18 protein-coding genes and 1 tRNA gene are annotated in these 18,056 nt (G+C 70.0%); 10 read left to right on the top strand and 9 right to left on the bottom strand.

Translation table 11 applies throughout. From position 1 onward, the window contains the following. The first annotated feature begins 247 nt into the window (after positions 1-247). The 6 genes from ACP7TJ_RS16250 (at position 248) to pknB (ending at position 8,357) form a co-directional block, all read left to right on the top strand. Complete coding sequence (locus tag ACP7TJ_RS16250; RefSeq protein WP_093764316.1) at positions 248-1,087, top strand: FhaA domain-containing protein; 840 nt, start codon at positions 248-250, stop codon at positions 1,085-1,087. A gap of 10 nt (positions 1,088-1,097) precedes the next feature. Then, positions 1,098-1,604: an FHA domain-containing protein FhaB/FipA gene (locus tag ACP7TJ_RS16245; RefSeq protein WP_093764315.1), complete on the top strand. Its 507-nt coding sequence runs from the start codon at positions 1,098-1,100 to the stop codon at positions 1,602-1,604. A 132-nt stretch (positions 1,605-1,736) separates the two neighbouring features. Beyond that, complete coding sequence (locus ACP7TJ_RS16240; protein ID WP_167741495.1) at positions 1,737-3,278, top strand: Stp1/IreP family PP2C-type Ser/Thr phosphatase; 1,542 nt, start codon at positions 1,737-1,739, stop codon at positions 3,276-3,278. A 27-nt stretch (positions 3,279-3,305) separates the two neighbouring features. Then, positions 3,306-4,754 carry an FtsW/RodA/SpoVE family cell cycle protein gene (locus tag ACP7TJ_RS16235; protein ID WP_167741365.1) on the top strand — a complete coding sequence of 483 codons (1,449 nt, stop codon included), beginning with the start codon at positions 3,306-3,308 and terminating at the stop codon, positions 4,752-4,754. Then, positions 4,751-6,226: a peptidoglycan D,D-transpeptidase FtsI family protein gene (locus ACP7TJ_RS16230; RefSeq protein ID WP_167741366.1), complete on the top strand. Its 1,476-nt coding sequence runs from the start codon at positions 4,751-4,753 to the stop codon at positions 6,224-6,226. The genes ACP7TJ_RS16235 and ACP7TJ_RS16230 overlap by 4 nt, the downstream gene beginning before the upstream one ends. Before the next feature lie 169 nt (positions 6,227-6,395). After that, a complete protein-coding gene (pknB, locus tag ACP7TJ_RS16225; RefSeq protein ID WP_367453038.1) occupies positions 6,396-8,357 on the top strand; it encodes a Stk1 family PASTA domain-containing Ser/Thr kinase in 1,962 nt (653 codons plus the stop codon). 84 nt (positions 8,358-8,441) lie between these two features. On the opposite strand, the gene ACP7TJ_RS16220 is transcribed toward pknB, so the two are convergent. The 5 genes from ACP7TJ_RS16220 to ACP7TJ_RS16200 all read right to left on the bottom strand — a co-directional run bounded on the left by ACP7TJ_RS16220 (position 8,442) and on the right by ACP7TJ_RS16200 (position 12,106). Continuing rightward, positions 8,442-9,200 (bottom strand): class E sortase, encoded by a 759-nt coding sequence (locus ACP7TJ_RS16220; protein WP_189910073.1) that lies wholly within the window; start codon positions 9,198-9,200, stop codon positions 8,442-8,444. A gap of 13 nt (positions 9,201-9,213) precedes the next feature. Then, positions 9,214-10,320 carry a class E sortase gene (locus ACP7TJ_RS16215; RefSeq protein ID WP_093764310.1) on the bottom strand — a complete coding sequence of 369 codons (1,107 nt, stop codon included), beginning with the start codon at positions 10,318-10,320 and terminating at the stop codon, positions 9,214-9,216. After that, positions 10,317-10,955, bottom strand: a complete 639-nt coding sequence (locus tag ACP7TJ_RS16210) for an aminodeoxychorismate/anthranilate synthase component II (protein WP_093764309.1) — start codon at positions 10,953-10,955, stop codon at positions 10,317-10,319. The genes ACP7TJ_RS16215 and ACP7TJ_RS16210 overlap by 4 nt, the downstream gene beginning before the upstream one ends. Then, positions 10,952-11,113: a hypothetical protein gene (locus ACP7TJ_RS16205; protein WP_156700673.1), complete on the bottom strand. Its 162-nt coding sequence runs from the start codon at positions 11,111-11,113 to the stop codon at positions 10,952-10,954. Before ACP7TJ_RS16205 ends, ACP7TJ_RS16210 begins: the two co-directional genes overlap by 4 nt. Before the next feature lie 210 nt (positions 11,114-11,323). Continuing rightward, complete coding sequence (locus ACP7TJ_RS16200) at positions 11,324-12,106, bottom strand: DUF881 domain-containing protein (protein WP_093764307.1); 783 nt, start codon at positions 12,104-12,106, stop codon at positions 11,324-11,326. Between the two features lie 140 nt (positions 12,107-12,246). Here ACP7TJ_RS16200 and crgA point away from each other — a divergent pair, with 140 nt between their 5' ends. Further along, positions 12,247-12,501: a cell division protein CrgA gene (crgA, locus tag ACP7TJ_RS16195; RefSeq protein WP_037640637.1), complete on the top strand. Its 255-nt coding sequence runs from the start codon at positions 12,247-12,249 to the stop codon at positions 12,499-12,501. A gap of 302 nt (positions 12,502-12,803) precedes the next feature. On the opposite strand, the gene ACP7TJ_RS16190 is transcribed toward crgA, so the two are convergent. From ACP7TJ_RS16190 to ACP7TJ_RS16180, 3 genes are all read right to left on the bottom strand, one after another. Beyond that, positions 12,804-13,691 (bottom strand): rhomboid family intramembrane serine protease, encoded by an 888-nt coding sequence (locus ACP7TJ_RS16190; RefSeq protein ID WP_370163876.1) that lies wholly within the window; start codon positions 13,689-13,691, stop codon positions 12,804-12,806. A gap of 106 nt (positions 13,692-13,797) precedes the next feature. Then, entirely contained in the window at positions 13,798-14,325 is a 528-nt protein-coding gene (locus tag ACP7TJ_RS16185; protein ID WP_093764305.1) for a peptidylprolyl isomerase, read from the bottom strand. A 115-nt stretch (positions 14,326-14,440) separates the two neighbouring features. Further along, complete coding sequence (locus ACP7TJ_RS16180; RefSeq protein ID WP_141683494.1) at positions 14,441-14,647, bottom strand: hypothetical protein; 207 nt, start codon at positions 14,645-14,647, stop codon at positions 14,441-14,443. 16 nt (positions 14,648-14,663) lie between these two features. Between ACP7TJ_RS16180 and ACP7TJ_RS16175 the strand changes: the two genes are divergently transcribed. Next, positions 14,664-15,383, top strand: a complete 720-nt coding sequence (locus tag ACP7TJ_RS16175; protein ID WP_093764304.1) for a DUF5324 family protein — start codon at positions 14,664-14,666, stop codon at positions 15,381-15,383. Between the two features lie 141 nt (positions 15,384-15,524). On the opposite strand, the gene ACP7TJ_RS16170 is transcribed toward ACP7TJ_RS16175, so the two are convergent. After that, positions 15,525-15,597, bottom strand: a tRNA-Ala gene (locus tag ACP7TJ_RS16170). Positions 15,598-15,778: 181 nt separating this feature from the next. Here ACP7TJ_RS16170 and ACP7TJ_RS16165 point away from each other — a divergent pair. Together ACP7TJ_RS16165 and ACP7TJ_RS16160 are read left to right on the top strand one after the other, a co-directional pair. Next, a complete protein-coding gene (locus ACP7TJ_RS16165; protein ID WP_093764303.1) occupies positions 15,779-16,327 on the top strand; it encodes a helix-turn-helix domain-containing protein in 549 nt (182 codons plus the stop codon). 141 nt (positions 16,328-16,468) lie between these two features. Beyond that, positions 16,469-18,034: a protein kinase domain-containing protein gene (locus ACP7TJ_RS16160; protein WP_427763600.1), complete on the top strand. Its 1,566-nt coding sequence runs from the start codon at positions 16,469-16,471 to the stop codon at positions 18,032-18,034. Positions 18,035-18,056: the final 22 nt, after the last annotated feature.

Genomic DNA, 18,056 nt, shown 5'->3' with positions numbered 1-18,056 from the left:
GGGACACTGGTCTGTGGCCCCCTCTACGATCCATGGCAGAACGACGGGCACCACCACGGCCGACGGAGTTCGAAGAGGAGCCTCGGAGGGAACTTCGTCAGGCGTCGACACCCGGCGGCCGGGCGGACAGGGGGAACCAGCCGATCGGGCGGCGCGTGGATACGATCAGTAAGCAGTACCAGGTAAGCGGTGCACACAACGGTGCACGGGGCAGTACACAGGACGGCAGCGACGGAGGAGGTGCCCCATGGGAGTCCTGAAGAAATTCGAGCAGCGTCTCGAAGGTCTGGTCAACGGCACCTTCGCCAAGGTGTTCAAGTCCGAGGTCCAGCCCGTGGAGATCGCCGGTGCGCTCCAGCGGGAGTGCGACAACAACGCCACCATCTGGAACCGCGACCGCACCGTCGTGCCCAACGACTTCATCGTGGAACTGAGCACACCGGACTTCGAGCGGCTGAGCCCGTACTCCGGGCAGCTCGGCGACGAGCTCGCGGGCATGGTCCGCGACTACGCCAAGCAGCAGCGCTACACGTTCATGGGTCCGATCAAGGTGCACCTGGAGAAGGCCGAGGACCTCGACACCGGTCTGTACCGGGTGCGCAGCCGCACGCTCGCCTCCTCCGCCAGCCAGGCGGCGGCCCCCGGCGCGGCCGCTCCGGCCCCGCCCGCCGGCCGTCCCGGAGGCTACGGCTACCCGCCGGCCGCCCCCGCGGGCGCCCCGCCCATGCCCGCCGCGCCGCCGCCCGGCCGCCCCGGCGGCTACGGCTACCCGCCGGCCGCGGCCCCCGGCCCGGTGCCCGGCGGACGCACCCGCTACTGGATCGAGATCAACGGCACCCGCCACCAGATCTCCCGCCCCACCCTGGTGATGGGCCGCAGCACCGAGGCCGACGTGCGGATCGACGACCCCGGCGTCTCGCGCCGGCACTGCGAGATCCGGACCGGAACGCCCTCGACGATCCAGGACCTCGGCTCCACCAACGGCATCGTGGTGGACGGGCAGCACACCACCCGCGCTACGCTCCGCGACGGCTCGCGGATCGTCGTGGGCAGCACCACCGTTATCTATAGGCAAGCCGAAGGGTGAAGCGGGGGCAATGTCAGAGCTGACCCTCACGGTCATGCGGCTGGGTTTCCTGGCCGTTCTGTGGCTGTTCGTGATCGTGGCCGTGCAGGTCATCCGGAGTGACCTGTTCGGCACTCGCGTCACCCAGCGCGGATCCCGGCGCGAGGCCGGCCGGCAGCAGGCGTCCCGCCAGGCGCCGCCACAGCAGCGCCAGCAGTCCGGCGGCGGCCGCCGCGGCCGCAACACCCCCACCAAGCTGGTCGTGACCGAGGGCACGCTGACCGGCACCACCGTCGCGCTCCAGGGCCAGACCATCACCCTGGGCCGGGCGCACGACAGCACGATCGTGCTGGACGACGACTACGCATCCAGCCGCCATGCCAGGATCTACCCGGACCGCGACGGTCAGTGGATCGTCGAGGACCTGGGCTCCACCAACGGCACCTACCTGGACCGGACCCGGCTGACGACCCCCACACCGATTTCGCTGGGCGCACCGATCCGCATCGGCAAGACCGTCATCGAGCTGCGGAAGTAGTACGAGAATGAGCGAGCGGAGCGAGCACGCGGTGGGGGTCCTCACCCAGGGTCCCGGCGCGCTCCCGACCGGAGGGTGGGCAGTGTGGCTCGACACGACCGGCTGTACCCGGAGCCGACGGGCGAGGTGCGCATGAGTCTGTCCCTGCGCTTCGCCGCCGGATCGCACAAGGGCATGATCCGGGAGGGCAACGAGGACTCCGGTTACGCCGGTCCCCGCCTGCTCGCCATCGCCGACGGCATGGGCGGCGCCGCCGCCGGTGAGGTCGCCTCCTCCGAGGCGATCTCCACCATCGTCGCCCTCGACGACGACGTGCCCGGCTCCGACCTGCTCACCTCCCTCGGCACGGCCGTCCAGCGGGCCAACGACCAGCTGCGCATGATGGTCGAGGAGGACCCCCAGCTCGAGGGCATGGGCACTACCCTGACCGCGCTGCTGTGGACCGGTCAGCGTCTGGGCATGGTGCACGTCGGCGACTCCCGCGCCTACCTCCTGCGCGACGGCGTCCTCACCCAGATCACCCAGGACCACACCTGGGTGCAGCGTCTGGTGGACGAGGGCCGGATCACCGAGGAGGAGGCCACCACCCACCCGCAGCGGTCCCTGCTGATGCGGGCCCTGGGCAGCGGCGAGCACGTCGAGCCCGACCTCTCCATCCGCGAGGTGCGGGCCGGCGACCGCTACCTGATCTGCTCCGACGGCCTGTCCGGCGTGGTCTCCCACCAGACCCTCGAGGAGGCCCTGGCCAGCTACCAGGGCCCCGAGGAGACGGTCCAGAACCTGATCGAGCTGGCGCTGCGCGGCGGCGGGCCCGACAACATCACCGTGATCGTCGCCGACGTGCTCGACCTGGACACCGGGGACACCCTGGCCGGGCAGCTGTCCGACACCCCGGTCGTGGTCGGCGCCGTCGCCGAGAACCAGAACCAGCTGCACGACAACGGCATCATGCAGACGCCCGCGGGCCGTGCTGCCGGCCTCGGGCGGCGGCGCGGCGGGGGCGGCGAGTTCGGCCCGCCCGGCAGCGGCGACGTCACCGGTTTCATCCAGACCGACGGCTTCGGCTACGGCGACGACGACTTCGTCAAGCCCGCCAGGAACCGCCGGTGGATCAAGAGGTCCGTGTACAGCCTGCTCACGCTGGCCGTCATCGGCGCCGGCCTGTACGGCGGATGGCGCTGGACGCAGACGCAGTACTACGTCGGCGCCAAGGGCGAGCACGTCGCGCTGTACCGGGGCATCAACCAGGACCTGGCCTGGGTGTCCCTCTCGAAGGTCGAGAAGGACCACCCCGAGATCGAACTCAAGTACCTGCCGCCCTACCAGCGCAAGCAGGTCGAGGCGACCATCGTCGAGGGCGATCTCTACGGCGCGCGGGAGAAGATCGAGGAACTGGCCGTCCAGGCCTCCGCGTGCAAGAAGCAGGCCGAGCGGCGCGCCGCCGACAGCGAGAAGAGCACGCGCACCGGCGAGGGCGAGGCCGGGGGCACCACGGGAACCACTCCCGCCTCCTTCGCGTCCAAGGCATCGCCGTCGCCGAACCCTTCCGGCTCGGCGAAGGCCCCTGACCCGGAGCAGTCCACGCCCCCGTCCACGACCGCACCCACTACCAGCCCCGGCCCCAGCCTCTCGGAGGAAGAGCAGAAGGTCGTCTCGCTGTGCGGTAAGCAGTAGGCAAGCCGTGAGAGGCCCTGTCACACGATGAGCAGTACTACCAACCCGTCGACGCAGCACACGTCCACGATCGGTGCCATCGGCGCGCCCAGCCGCCGCAACACCGAGCTGGCGCTGCTGGTGTTCGCCGTCGTCATCCCGGTCTTCGCCTACGCCAACGTGGGCCTCGCCCTCGACGACCAGGTGCCCGCCGGGCTGCTGAGCTACGGCCTGGGGCTCGGCCTGATGGCGGGCCTCGGCCACCTCGCCGTGCGCAAGTTCGCCCCGTACGCGGACCCGCTGCTGCTGCCGCTCGCCACGCTGCTCAACGGCCTGGGGCTGGTCGCCATCTGGCGCCTGGACCAGTCCGAGCGCCTCCAGCAGAGCCGGACCTTCGTGGAGGCCGCGCCGCGCCAGCTGATGTACTCGGCGATCGGCGTGGCCCTGTTCGTGGCCGTGCTCTTCTTCCTCAAGGACCACCGCGTCCTGCAGCGCTACACCTACATCTCGATGGCGGGCGCGCTGGTGCTGCTGCTCCTGCCGCTGGTCCCGGGCCTCGGCCACAACGTCTTCGGCGCCAGGATCTGGATCAAGATCCCCGGCCTCGGCACGCTGCAGCCCGGTGAGTTCGCCAAGATCGTGCTGGCGGTGTTCTTCGCCGGCTACCTGATGGTCAAGCGGGACGCGCTGGCCCTGGCCAGCCGCCGCTTCATGGGGCTCTACCTGCCCCGCGGCCGTGACCTCGGCCCGATCATCGTGGTCTGGATCATCTCCATCCTGATCCTGGTCTTCGAGACCGACCTCGGCACCTCGCTGCTGTTCTTCGGCATGTTCGTGATCATGCTGTACGTCGCCACCGAGCGGACCAGCTGGATCGTCTTCGGTCTACTGATGTCCGCGGCCGGCGCCGTCGGCGTGGCGAGCTTCGAGCCGCACATCCAGACGCGTGTGCAGGCCTGGCTGAACCCGGAGCGCGAGTTCGACCTCAGCCGCGCCGGCGTCCAGGACGGCATCGTCCACTCCGAGCAGGCCATGCAGGCGCTGTGGGCGTTCGGCTCCGGCGGCACCCTCGGCTCGGGCTGGGGCCAGGGCCACTCCGACCTCATCGGATTCGCGGCCAACTCCGACTTCATCCTCGCCACCTTCGGCGAGGAGCTCGGCCTGGCCGGCGTCATGGCGCTGCTGCTGCTCTACGCGCTGATCGTGGAGCGGGGCGTGCGGACCGCCCTCGCCGCCCGCGACCCGTTCGGCAAGCTGCTCGCCATCGGCCTCTCCGGCGCCTTCGCGCTCCAGGTCTTCGTGGTGGCCGGCGGCGTCATGGGCCTCATCCCGCTGACCGGTATGACCATGCCCTTCCTGGCGTACGGAGGTTCCTCCGTGATCGCCAACTGGGCGCTGATCGGCATCCTGCTCAGGATCAGCGACACCGCCCGCCGTCCGGCGCCCGCCCCCGCCTCCAACCCCGACGCCGAGATGACCCAGGTGGTCCGCCCGTGAACAAGCCCCTGCGCCGGGTCGCCATCTTCTGCGGCCTGCTCATGCTCGCCCTGCTCGTCAGGAACAACTGGATCCAGTACGCCCAGGCCGACAAGCTGCGGACGGACGAGAAGAACCGCCGCGTGGCGATCGAGCGCTACGCCACCCCGCGCGGCGACATCATCGTCGACGGCGAGCCCATCACCGGTCACAAGGCGACCGGCGGCGACTTCGCGTACAAGCGCACGTACAAGAACGGCGCCATGTGGGCGCCGGTCACCGGCTACGTCTCCCAGGCCTTCGGCGCCAACCAGCTGGAGTCCATCGAGGACGGCATCCTCACCGGCAACGACGACCGGCTGTTCTTCCGCAACACGCTCGACATGCTGACCGGCAAGAAGAAGCAGGGCGGCAACGTCGTCACCACGCTCAGCGGCGCCGCCCAGAAGGCCGCCTACAACGGCCTGAAGAAGCAGGGCGGCAAGGGCTCCGTCGTCGCCCTGGAGCCGTCCACCGGCAAGATCCTCGCGCTGGCCTCGTACCCGTCGTACGACCCGTCCACGATCGCGGGCAACAGCCTCGAGACGGACGCCAAGGCCTGGCAGAAGCTGCAGAAGAAGAACAACCCGGACGACCCGATGCTGAACCGGGCGCTCCGCGAGGTGTACCCGCCCGGTTCGACCTTCAAGGTCGTCACGGCGGCCGCCGCGCTGGAGCACGGCATGGTCGAGGACGCGGACCAGAAGACCGACACCCCGCTGCCCTACATCATGAAGGGCACCACGACCGAGCTGAAGAACGACGGCGACCTGGACTGCAAGGACGCCAGCCTCCGCCAGGCACTCCGCGTCTCCTGCAACACCGTCTTCGGCAAGCTCGGCACCGACCTCGGCAACGACAAGATGCTGGAGACGGCCAAGAAGTTCGGCTTCGGCGAGGAGCACTTCACGCCGGTCCGCACCAGCTCCTCCCTGTTCGACAAGGACATGGAGCCGTCGCAGGTCGCGCTGTCCTCCATCGGCCAGTTCAACACCGCGGCGACCCCGCTGCAGATGGCCATGGTCGCCGCCGCCGTCGCCAACAACGGCACGCTGATGAAGCCGTACATGGTCGACGAGCTGCAGACGCCCGGCCTGGACACCATCGAGAAGACCGACCCGGAGAAGTTCAGCGAGCCGCTCTCGCCGGAGAACGCCCAGATCCTCCAGTCGATGATGGAGACCGTCGTCAACGACGGCACCGGCGGCAACGCCAAGATCGACGGCGTCACGGTCGGCGGCAAGACCGGTACCGCCCAGCACGGCGAGAACAACAGCAAGAACCCGTACGCCTGGTTCATCTCCTACGCCAAGACCGACGACGGCAGCGCGCCCGTCGCCGTGGCGGTCGTCATCGAGGACGAGAACGCGGTGCGAGGTGACATCTCCGGTGGCGGCCTCGCGGCCCCGATCGCCAAGAGCGTCATGGAGGCGGTCCTCAAGAGCAAGGAGTGACCCCGGTCACGTCTGCTTCACATCGGTGCACGTTGCGGTACCGGTCCTGTATCGGCTGACGCACTTTGCCAGGGCACAGAAAAAGAGCCGGGTACGGTAGGCCCGGAACGCAGCCTCCGACCGCACAAGGGTGCCGGTCGGGACCGACGGAGAGGGCTGGTAGGTAGCTATGGAAGAGCCGCGTCGCCTCGGCGGCCGGTACGAACTGGGCCAGGTGCTCGGTCGCGGTGGAATGGCCGAGGTCTACCTCGCTCACGACACCCGCCTCGGCCGCACCGTGGCAGTGAAGACGCTGCGCGCCGACCTGGCGCGTGACCCGTCCTTCCAGGCCCGGTTCCGCCGGGAGGCCCAGTCGGCCGCCTCGCTCAACCATCCCGCGATCGTCGCGGTCTACGACACGGGCGAGGACTACATCGACGGGGTCTCCATCCCGTACATCGTCATGGAGTACGTCGACGGCTCCACGCTCCGTGAGCTGCTGCACAGCGGTCGCAAGCTGCTGCCGGAGCGGACGCTCGAGATGACCATCGGCATCCTCCAGGCGCTCGAGTACTCCCACCGGGCCGGCATCGTCCACCGCGACATCAAGCCGGCGAACGTCATGCTGACGCGCAACGGCCAGGTCAAGGTCATGGACTTCGGCATCGCCCGCGCCATGGGCGACTCCGGCATGACGATGACCCAGACCGCCGCCGTCATCGGCACCGCCCAGTACCTCTCCCCGGAGCAGGCCAAGGGCGAGCAGGTGGACGCGCGCTCCGACCTGTACTCCACCGGCTGCCTGCTGTACGAACTGCTCACCGTGCGGCCGCCGTTCGTCGGCGACTCCCCGGTCGCGGTCGCGTACCAGCATGTTCGGGAGGAGCCGCAGCCGCCGAGCGTCTTCGACCCCGAGATCACGCCCGAGATGGACGCGATCGTCCTGAAGGCACTGGTCAAGGACCCCGACTACCGCTACCAGTCGGCCGACGAGATGCGCGCCGACATCGAGGCCTGCCTCGACGGCCAGCCGGTCGCGGCGACCGCCGCCATGGGCGCCGTCGGCTACGGCGGCTACCCGGACGACCAGCCGACGACGGCGCTGCGCTCGGACGCCGGCGCGGGCGCCACCTCGATGCTGCCGCCCATGAACCCGGACGACGGCGGTTACGGCTACGACGACCGCCAGAGCCGGCGCCGCCCGCAGAAGAGGAACAACACCAGCACGATATTGCTGGTCGTGGCCGGTGTCCTGGTCCTGATCGGCGCCATTCTGATCGGCCGGTGGGCGATCAGCGGCGACGGCGTGGACAACAGCACCGTCGCGGCCCCCAACTTCGTCGGCGAGACCAAGGCGAACGCCCAGAAACTCGCCGCCAACAGCGAGTTGAAGCTGAGCTTCACGGAGGAGCCCTGCGAGAAGCAGGCCAAGGGCAACGTCTGTGAGCAGGACCCGACGGCCGGGACCAAGGTGGAGAAGGGCGACACCGTCAACCTGGTCGTCTCCACCGGCGCGCCGAAGGTCGCGGTGCCGAGTGTGATCGGCGACAAGCTCGAGGACGCCAAGGCCGAACTCGAAGGCGAGAAGTACGGGTTCGTCGTCGAGGTCGAGGAAGAGATCAGCGGCGAGGAACCGGGCACGGTCATCGAGCAGAACCCGGATCTCGGCGAAGAGGTGGAGAAGGGCACCACCGTCACCCTCACGGTCGCCAAGGCCGAGGAGAAGGCCACGGTCCCGGACGTCGTCACCAAGAGCTGTGAAGAGGCCACGGCCCAGATGACGGCGAACAACCTCACGGGCAGCTGCGTCGAGGAGGAGACCGACGACCCGAACCTGGTCGGCAAGGTCATCCGCACCTCGCCCTCGGCGAACACCGAGGTCTCCAAGGGCACCCAGGTGCAGATCTTCATCGGCAAGGCGAAGGCACCCGAGAAGGTGGCCGTGCCCAAGGTCAACGGCCAGAAGCTCGAGGACGCCCAGCGCATGCTCCAGGAGGCGGGCCTCTCCGTCGCCGGTGTGCAGGGCCCGGGCGATCCCAACGCCCGCGTGATCACCTCCAACCCGCCCCAGGACAGCCAGGTGGACAAGGGCACGGGAGTGACCCTGTTCACGGTCGGCGGCGGTGGCGGCGACGGCGGCATCTTCGGCTGACCCGCGGGTCCCCGTACGACAGGAGCCCCGGCCCCCTCTTCGGAGGGGACCGGGGCTCCTTGCTGTTCCCGTGAGGGCAGGCGCTCAGCGCAGCTCCTCCGGCGGCGTGCGGTTCTCGTCCACCTTCTCCTTGCGGACCAGTTCGCCCCACACGATGTAGCGGTACTTGCTGGTGTAGATCGGCGTGCAGGTCGTCAGCGTGATGTAGTGGCCGGCCTTCTCGCGGCCGGACTCCTCGGGGACCTTGGCGAGGACGCCGACGTTGTACTTCGAGGTCTCCGGGAGGATGCCGTAGACCTTGTAGACGAACCACGTGTCCTTCGTCTCGAAGACGACCGGGTCACCCTTCTTGATCTTGTGGATGCCGTGGAACTTGGCGCCGTGGCCGTCCCGGTGCGCGGCGAGGGAGAAGTTGCCCTTCTTGCCGGACGTCGGCAGCGTCGCCTTCACGGGGTCCGTGTAGTAGCCGGCGACGCCGTCGTTGAGGACCTTCATCGACGTGCCCTTCTCCACGAGGATGTCCTCGTCGCTCATCGTGGGCACGTGCAGGAAGCCGATGCCGTTCTTGCTGTCGTAGACGGCGGGCGCGGCGCGTTCGGCACCGTCGGACTCCTGCGCCCAGGAGTCGCGGACCTTGTCCGCCTGCCGGTCCGCGGCGCGGTCCGCGACGACGTTCGTCCACCACAGCGAGTAGACGACGAACAGGCCGAGCACCACCCCCGCGGTGATGAGCATCTCCCCGAAGAAGCTGATCACCATGGCCACCGGCCCCAGACGGCGGCGCCCCCGGGGAGGCGGGGACGCGTGCGTGTGCTGTGCGGTGTCGTCGGCGGTCGCTGCCACGTTTCCTCTGCCCTTAACTGACGAGCGCATCCGGCTTGCCCTTGCTGCGCGGCCGTTCCTCGACCATCTGACCCCAGACGATCAAGCGGTACTTGCTGGTGAACTCAGGTGTGCACGTGGTCAGCGTGATGTAGCGGCCCGGTCCGGTGAAACCCGATCCCTTGGGCACCGGGTCGAGGACGCTGACGTTGCTCGGCGGCGTCACCGGCAGCATCGACGCCGTCTTGTAGACGAAGTACTTGTCCTGCGTCTCCACGACGATCGGATCGCCCGGCTGCAGCCGGTTGATGTACCGGAACGGCTCCCCATGCGTGTTGCGGTGCCCCGCCAGACCGAAGTTGCCGGTCTTGTCGTAGGGCATCGCCGTCTTCAGCGCGCCCTCCGCGTAGTGGCCGACCATGCCCCGGTCGAGCACCTTCTTGCTGCTGATGCCCTCGGCGATCGGGACCACCACGTCCAGCTTCGGTATGTGCAGCAGCGCGAAACCCTGCCCGGGCTCGAACGCACCGGGCCTGCGCTCGCCGTTCTCCCAGTCCTGCTGGAGGTCGCTGGCCTCCTTGCCGGCCTGTGCCTGCGCCCGCACGTTCGTCCACCACAGCTGATAGGTGACGAACAGCAGCATCAGCACGCCGGTGGTGATGAACACCTCGCCGATGGCGCGGCTCGCCACGACCGCCGGGCCAGGCTTGCGCGCTCGTGCCTGGCGGCGCGCCTCGACCCGGGACAGCGGAGCCCGTGATGCCCCCTCAGAGGCCCCGTCACCTGCTCTTCCGACCGGTGACCCGTCCCCCGCCTTGTGAGAGCCTCCACGGTGCCCGTGGCGCTTCCTGGCCGCCTTCCTGCGGGCCGCCCGGCCCCCGGTCGGCGGAGCCTCCTCGCGCGCCGTCCGCGGGGGCGGGTCCGGGATGCGCAGCGCGACGGTCTCCTCGTCGACCGGCGGGAGCTGCGCGGTGGCGTCGTCGGCGCCGCCCGCGAAGGGGCCGGGCGTCGCCGCCTGGCCGTACCAGCCGTCCCCGTACGCACCCTGGACCCCGTACGGCTGCCCGCCGTACGAGGTGCCCTGGTCGCCGGCGCCGTACCCGTGGGCGCCGGACTCGCGCTCGGGGCGCAGCGCCGTCACGCCGAGGACCTGCCCACCACCGGGGCGAGCCCCGCGGACCTCGCCACCGCGTCCGGGTCACCGCACTCCGCGAGCCAGTTGGCCAGCATCCGGTGGCCGTGCTCGGTCAGCACCGACTCGGGGTGGAACTGCACCCCCTCCACCGGGAGCTCACGGTGCCTCAGTCCCATCACGATGCCGTCCTCGGTGCGGGCCGTGACCTCCAGCTCGGCCGGCACCGTGGCCGGCTCGGCGGCCAGCGAGTGGTACCGGGTGGCGGTGAACGGGGAGGGCAGCCCGGCGAAGACGCCCTTGCCCTCGTGCGTCACCGGGGAGGTCTTGCCGTGCAGCAGCTCGGGGGCGCGGTCGACGACACCGCCGTAGGCCACCTGCATCGACTGCATGCCGAGGCAGACGCCGAAGACGGGCACACCGGTCGCGGCGCAGTGCCGCACCATGTCCACGCAGACTCCGGCCTTTTCGGGGGTCCCGGGGCCGGGGGACAGCAGCACGCCGTCGAAGCCGTCCTGGGCGTGGCCCGTCGACACCTCGTCGTTGCGCAGGACCTCGCACTCGGCGCCCAGCTGGTACAGGTACTGGACCAGGTTGAAGACGAAGCTGTCGTAGTTGTCGACGACGAGAATGCGCGCGCTCACTGGTTGTCCACCGTCACATCGTTGAAGGGCAGCAGCGGCTCCGCCCACGGGAAGACGTACTGGAAGAGGACGTAGACCACGACGGTGATCAGCACGAGTGAGATGAGTGCCCTCACCCATCCGTTGCCCGGCAGATGCCGCCAGATCCAGCTGTACATGCCGTCCCTTCCGTCGTACCACGGCACCTGACCCACGCCGTACGCCACCAGACTAACGGCGCAACGCCCTCTGTTTCCCGGCCTCCACAGGCTGTGTGACAAGCCGACCGGTCCGCTGTAGGCACCCCTGAGTACGTGCCGCGGGGCCGATCGCCTCGATACCGGGCGCATGTTCCACGTGAAACCGGCCGGGCGGGGGGACGGCGGGTGTCAGTCCAGGGGTTCGGCGTAGTGCAGGTCCACCGTGCCGGAGTAGCCGGGCAGGGTCGTGGTCCCCTCGTCCTCGACCTTCCAGCCGAGGCCGTAGACATTGACGTAGACCATGTAGTTCTGGATCGCGGGCGAGGCGGCGAGCGCCTTCTTCAGCTTCTCCGGCTCCCCGACCGCGGTGATCGTGTACGGCGGCGAGTAGACGCGGCCCTGGAGGATCAGGGTGTTGCCCACGCAGCGGACGGCGCTGGTGGAGATCAGCCGCTGGTCCATCACCTGGATGCCCTCGGCGCCGCCCTGCCACATGGCGTTCACCACGGCCTGGAGGTCCTGCTGGTGGATGACCAGGTAGTCCGGCTGCGGCTCGGGATAGCCGGGGAGCTTGGCGGTGGCGTCCGGCGGCGCGTCGTTCAGCGTGACGGTGACCGCCTCGCCCTTCAGCTCCTGGGTGCCGGCGCGCTCCTCCAGCGCGGCCAGCTTGGCGTCCTCGGCCTCGGTGCTGCCGTCGTCCCGCTCGGCGAGGGCTTCTATGTCCTTGCGCAACGCGCCGTTGGACTCGTCGAGCTCGGCGTTCTTGCGGCTGCGCTCGTGGATCAGGTCGGACAGCTTCAGCAGGGAGGCGTCCGTGCGGATGTTGGTGCCCTTGGCCGTGTCGAAACTGACGAAGAAGAGGAGGCCCGCGAGGGCGAAGATGCCCGCGGTGAGCACCCGCACCGGACGCGGACGGCGTGGGCGGGCCGCGGGACTGGATTCCGTCCCCGGGAAGTCGGCAGAATTGCTCAACGTACCCTTATCTCCTTCGGCGCCGTAGAAGCACTACGCTAACGGACGCCCGGGGGAGCACTCAGAGTCCCCTTGTACGCTGCCCCGAGCCCGACCCAGACCCTGCGCGGCCACGCAGCGCATCGACAGGAGAGACCCTCGTGCCGAAGTCACGTATCCGCAAGAAGGCCGACTACACGCCGCCACCGGCCAAGCAGACGGCCGCGATCAAGCTGACCAACCGCGCCTGGGTCGCGCCGGTGATGCTGGCGCTGTTCCTCATCGGCCTGGCCTGGATCGTCGTCTTCTACGTCACGGACGGCTCGCTGCCCATCGACCAGCTGGGCAACTGGAACATCGTGGTGGGCTTCGGCTTCATCGCCGCCGGGTTCGGCGTCTCCACGCAGTGGAAGTAGCGCCGGACCGGGCTCCGCGCACGGCTCCGGCCGGGCGCTGAGCCCTGCCCTGCCCGGAGGGGCCCACAGCTCTGGGCAGGGTTATCCCCTGAGTTATCCACAGCCCTTGTCCACATGTGGATAGGCGACCCGATCTGTGGATAACCCCCTCCGGGGTTGACGCCGGTGTGACAGAAACACCACCAACCGAAAACCTGTTCGTATACATCCTGACCTGCGGAAACAGCGGTCAGCAACCGGACCGGGCACGCTTCTCGCACGGTGTGCACAAGATCCGGCACCGTCTGTGGACAAACTCCGGCTCAGGTGAGCTGCGCGGTCCTCACCAGCGTGATCAGCACGACCAGGCCCAGCACCAGCGCACAGGTGCCGTACTGGACCAGCGCCCGCCGCTCACGCGGGGCGTGCACCATCGCGTAGCCGACGACGACACCGGCGACCAGCCCGCCGATATGGGCCTGCCAGGCGATGCCGCTCCAGCTGAAGGTGATGACGAGGTTGATCACCAGCAGCGCGATGATCGGCCGCATGTCGTAGCGGAGGCGGCGCATCAGCACGGCCGTCGCGCCGAACAGCCCGAAGACCGCGCCCGACGCGCCGAGCGAGGCCGTGCTCCCCCCGGCCAGCAGATACGTCAGGGCGCTGCCCGCGAGACCAGAGATCAGATACAGCGCGAGATAACGCGCCCGGCCGAGATGCTGTTCCAGCGGGCCGCCCAGCAGCCACAGGCTGAGCATGTTGAAGCCGATGTGCCAGGGTTCCTCGTGCGTGAACATCGAGGTCACCAGGCGGTACCACTCGCCGCCCGCAACGCCCTGGGTGGGCATGAACGGCGCCGGCGGCCAGGCCCCCACCAGGTAGAGATCGGCCAGCAGTGACTTCTCGATCGTCACGGCGAGGAACACCGCGACATTGATCCCGATGAGGATCTTGGTCACCAGCCGGGGATCCGCGGCGATGCTCCCGCCGGCCAGCGTGCGGGGCAGGGAGGCGGACGGCGCGTGCCCCGTGCCCCCGCCGCCGCGGACGCACTCCGGGCACTGGAAACCGACCGAGGCCTCGACCATGCACTCCGGGCAGATCGGCCGCTCGCACCGGGTACAGCGGACACCGGTCTCGCGGTCCGGGTGGCGGTAACAGCCCGGGACGCGCTGGGCGTCCTGCCGGCCGCCGGCGGCCTGCTCGTCCATGAGATCCCCTAGGTCGTTGGGAAAGCCCCGCCCCGCCCATCCTTACGGATGAGCGGGGCGATTGGTTCCCTTGGAGGCTTTCGCACCCGGGGAGCGAAGGACTCAGTCAGCCCTCGCGGATCTCGACCGACTCGATGACCACGTCCTTCACCGGACGGTCGGTGCGCGGGTTGGTCTGCGTCGAGGCGATGGTGTCGACGACCTTCTGGCTGGCGGCGTCGGTGACCTCGCCGAAGATCGTGTGCTTGCGGTTCAGCCAGGCCGTCGGGGAGACCGTGATGAAGAACTGCGAGCCGTTGGTGCCCGGGCCCGCGTTGGCCATCGCCAGCAGGTAGGGCTTGTCGAAGCGCAGGTCCGGGTGGAACTCGTCCCCGAACTGGTAGCCGGGACCGCCGGTGCCGTTGCCCAGCGGGTCACCGCCCTGGATCATGAAACCGCTGATCACCCGGTGGAAGACCGTGCCGTCGTAGAGCTTGTCCGTGGTCTTCTGCCCGGTCTGGGGGTGCGTCCACTCCCGCTCGCCCTTGGCGAGCTCGACGAAGTTCTTGACCGTCTGCGGCGCGTGGTCCGGGAAGAGCTGGACCTGGATGTCGCCGTGATTGGTCTTCAGGGTGGCGTAAAGCTGCGTAGCCACGATGTGCCTTCCGTTGTCTTTCCGTGACTCCCTGATCCTCGCACGGACCGGCCGCGCAGTCGCCCGGCCTCCGTACCCCCGGGGGCGTCCCGGGCCGTACCGCTCGCGGAAACCGTCACGAGTTCTTCCGCGCCGCGGGCGCATCGTGCCGATCCGTGGCATCGTCGGCGACAAAGACCCGTTGCACCGCATTCGCCCTCTTGCCCTCGATATCGCCGTCGGTCACCGAGGGCGGCACCCGTTCGCCCGTCCACGCATGCCGCGCGCCGACCCGGCAGGCATGATCCGGAAAAGGGTGGAAAGTCGAAATACCGTACGCCACCGAGGAGGAGGAACTCGTGACCCGCATCGACAGCGTGCGCGCCGCGACCGGTTCGGCGAAGGACAGCGTGCTGCACGCCGCGGAAGTGGTGGCGCCCTACGCCGACACGGCCAAGGTCAGGGCCGCACACTACGCACAGGAGGCCCGCGTACGGCTCGCGCCCAAGGTGACGCAGGCCGCGGAGCAGGCACGCGTGGCCGCGGAACAGGCGCGCGTGCAGTACGACGCCCGTGTGCAGCCGTACCTGGAACAGGCCCGGACCCACGTGCCGCCGAAGGTCGACAAGGCCGCCCACCAGGCCGCCGTCCGCACGCGCCTCGCCGCGCGCCAGGCCGCGGAGTACTCCCGGCCAGTGCTCGAGCAGGCGGTGGCCGCCGCCGGACCCGCCCGGGAGGAGGCCGCGGCCAGGAGCGCGGCCGCGCTCGCCGCTCTGCGGGGCCAGGTCACGGCCCGGCAGATCCAGAAGCTCGTGCGCAAGCAGCAGCGGCGGGCCGCGGCCGGCCGTGCGGCCAAGGTCGTGCTGATCGTGGGCGCCGTGGCAGGAGGCGCCTACGCCGCCTGGAAGTGGTGGGACAAGCAGGCCAACCCCGACTGGCTGGTGGAACCGCCGGCCGCGACGGACGTGTCCGGCTCGACCACCCTGACCTCCGTGGACGGCAGCGACGTGGGGACCCTGGACCCCGAGGTCGCGGCCAAGGAGGCCGAGGAAGAGGCCGCCAAGCGCGACGAGGAGTGACCGCAGAAGCTGACCGTCAGCACGAGGAACGGCGCGAACGACGCGGCGGGACAGAGGAATTGGCCCTCTGTCCCGCCGCGTCGTTTCACGTGAAACAAGACCCCTCGCACCGCGTTTCCGCAGGTGGAGGGGTCTTCTCTGTGGAGCCTAGGGGAGTCGAACCCCTGACATCTGCCATGCAAAGACAGCGCTCTACCAACTGAGCTAAGGCCCCGGAGGGAATGCGTCCACCAGGACAAACACATCCCGGCAGGCGTCCGGGACAAGAGTACCGGGTCCCCCCGGGGATTCCGCAAAAAGATTGGGGGTCCCCGTGACCAACCACTCTCCGTAAGATGCGTGGCGTGGTTCGCTCTAGCGAACCACGGTTCATGGGGAAGCGATGGGGAGACGCAATGGACGCCGCACAGCAGGAAGCCACCGCCAGAGCGCGGGAACTGCAGCGGAATTGGTACGGGGAGCCGTTGGGGGCGCTCTTCCGTAGGCTCATAGACGACCTGGGTCTCAACCAGGCCCGTCTGGCGGGGGTGCTCGGACTGTCCGCGCCGATGCTGTCGCAGCTGATGAGCGGCCAGCGGGCGAAGATCGGCAATCCGGCGGTGGTCCAGCGCGTGCAGCTGCTCCAGGACCTGGCGGGGCAGGTCGCGGACGGCAGCGTCAGCGCGGCCGAGGCCACGGAGCGCATGGAGGAGATCAAGAAGTCCCAGGGGGGTTCTGTCCTCACCAACACCACGACCACCACGAGCAGTTCAGGTGCTCCCACGGTCAAGCGCGTGGTCCGTGAGATCCAGTCCCTGCTGCGTTCGGTGGCGGCCGCCGGCGACATCCTCGACGCCGCGGACTCCCTCGCACCCGCCCACCCGGAGCTGGCGGAGTTCCTCCGGGTCTACGGCGCCGGCCGCACGGCCGACGCGGTCACGCACTACCAGGCGCACCAGAGCTGACGCACCACCCCGGCGGCCGAAGGGGGCTCGGCCGCCGGTGACACGTGAGGGCAGGGGGGACACCGGGGCACAGGGGGAGTCGCACCGCTCGGCGTGGGGGAGAGACAGGGGACACCTCAGGGGGAGGAGCGACGCGCAGTCATGGGTGAGGTCTTCGCCGGCCGGTACGAGCTGGTCGACCCGATCGGACGCGGGGGTGTGGGCGCGGTCTGGCGCGCCTGGGACCACCGCCGTCGCCGTTATGTCGCGGCGAAGGTGCTGCTGCAGAGCGACGCCCATTCACTGCTGCGCTTCGTGCGCGAGCAGGCGCTGCGGATCGACCACCCGCATGTGCTCGCCCCCACCAGCTGGGCCGCCGACGACGACAAGGTCCTGTTCACCATGGACCTGGTGGCCGGCGGTTCCCTGGTGCACCTGGTCGGGGACTACGGCCCGCTGCCGCCCGCGTTCGTCTGCACCCTGCTCGACCAGCTCCTCTCGGGACTCGCGGCGGTGCACGCGGAGGATGTGGTGCACCGCGACATCAAGCCCGCCAACGTGCTGCTGGAGGCCACCGGCCGGGGCAGGCCGAAGCTGCGGCTGTCGGACTTCGGCATCGCCATGCGGCTGGGCGAGCCCCGGCTGACCGAGACCGACCTGGTCGTCGGCACCCCGGGGTATCTGGCCCCGGAGCAGATGATGGGCTCCGAGCCGGACTTCCCCGCCGACCTGTTCGCCGTGGGCCTGGTCGCCCTGTATCTGCTCGAGGGCGCGAAGCCGGACGCCAAGGCACTCATCCAGTACTTCGCCGATCACGGGACGCCGGGTGCGCCCCAGGGCATCCCGGAGCCGCTGTGGCAGGTGGTGGCCACCTTGCTGCAGCCCGATCCGGAGGCGCGCTTCCGCACGGCGACGGGGGCGCGGAAGGCGCTCGCCGCGGCGGCGGAGCTGCTGCCGGAGCCCGGCCCCGACGACGAGCTGATCGAGATCTTCGACCAACTCGGCCCGCTGCCGCCCGGGTTCACCGAGGACGGCCCCGAGAAGAGGGCTTCCGGGCTCCACCCGGCGGCCGGCGGGCCGGTGGGTGTGGGCAAGGGCGGGACAGCGGGGCAGAGTGCCGGAGGCAGCGGGGCGCCGCCGCGTCCGGCCGGGGAGGGGGCGGGCACGGGAGCCGGGGCGTCTTCCGGTGCCGCGGAGGGCGGCACGCCCGAGCCTCGCCCGGCATGGAGCGTGGCACCTCCCGACCCGCGGCACGGGACCCCGGCCGGCACTGCCACCGGCTCCTCCACCACGCCACCGGACGCCGCCTCGCGGCCCGCCGCCCTGTCGGACACCGGCAGCTTCCCCCTGCCGCCGCCCCAGCCCTCCTCGGTCCCCACTCCGCGCTCCCCCGAGCACCGCCCACACCCCCCGCAGTACGTACCCCACCCCCCGTACGGCCACCAGCACCCGGCGCCCGAGGTCTCCCCCTACGAAGCGACCCATCAGCTGCGCTCCCCCCTGCCGCCACCGGCCGTGCGTCCCGAACCCTCCACTGCTGAATACACCGCCCGGTCGTCACAGGTTCCGCCTCCGGGCACAGGGAGCGCGCAGCCGCCTGCGGGCCCCCGCTCCCACCGCCGGCGCGGCACCCGCAGACCCGGCCCTCCGGCGCGGGTCGCCGTGCCCGTGCTGCTGCTGGCCCTGGTGTGCTACGCCGTGGGCTTCTGGGCGCTCACCCGCATCTGACCGCGCCGCACACGCCGCACGC

It is taken from the genome of Streptomyces sp. DSM 41931, assembly GCF_050271085.1.
Classification (GTDB): domain Bacteria; phylum Actinomycetota; class Actinomycetes; order Streptomycetales; family Streptomycetaceae; genus Streptomyces; species Streptomyces albogriseolus.
The sequence above is the reverse complement of the archived record's forward strand: the minus strand, read 5'-3'. Positions and strand labels throughout refer to the sequence as shown.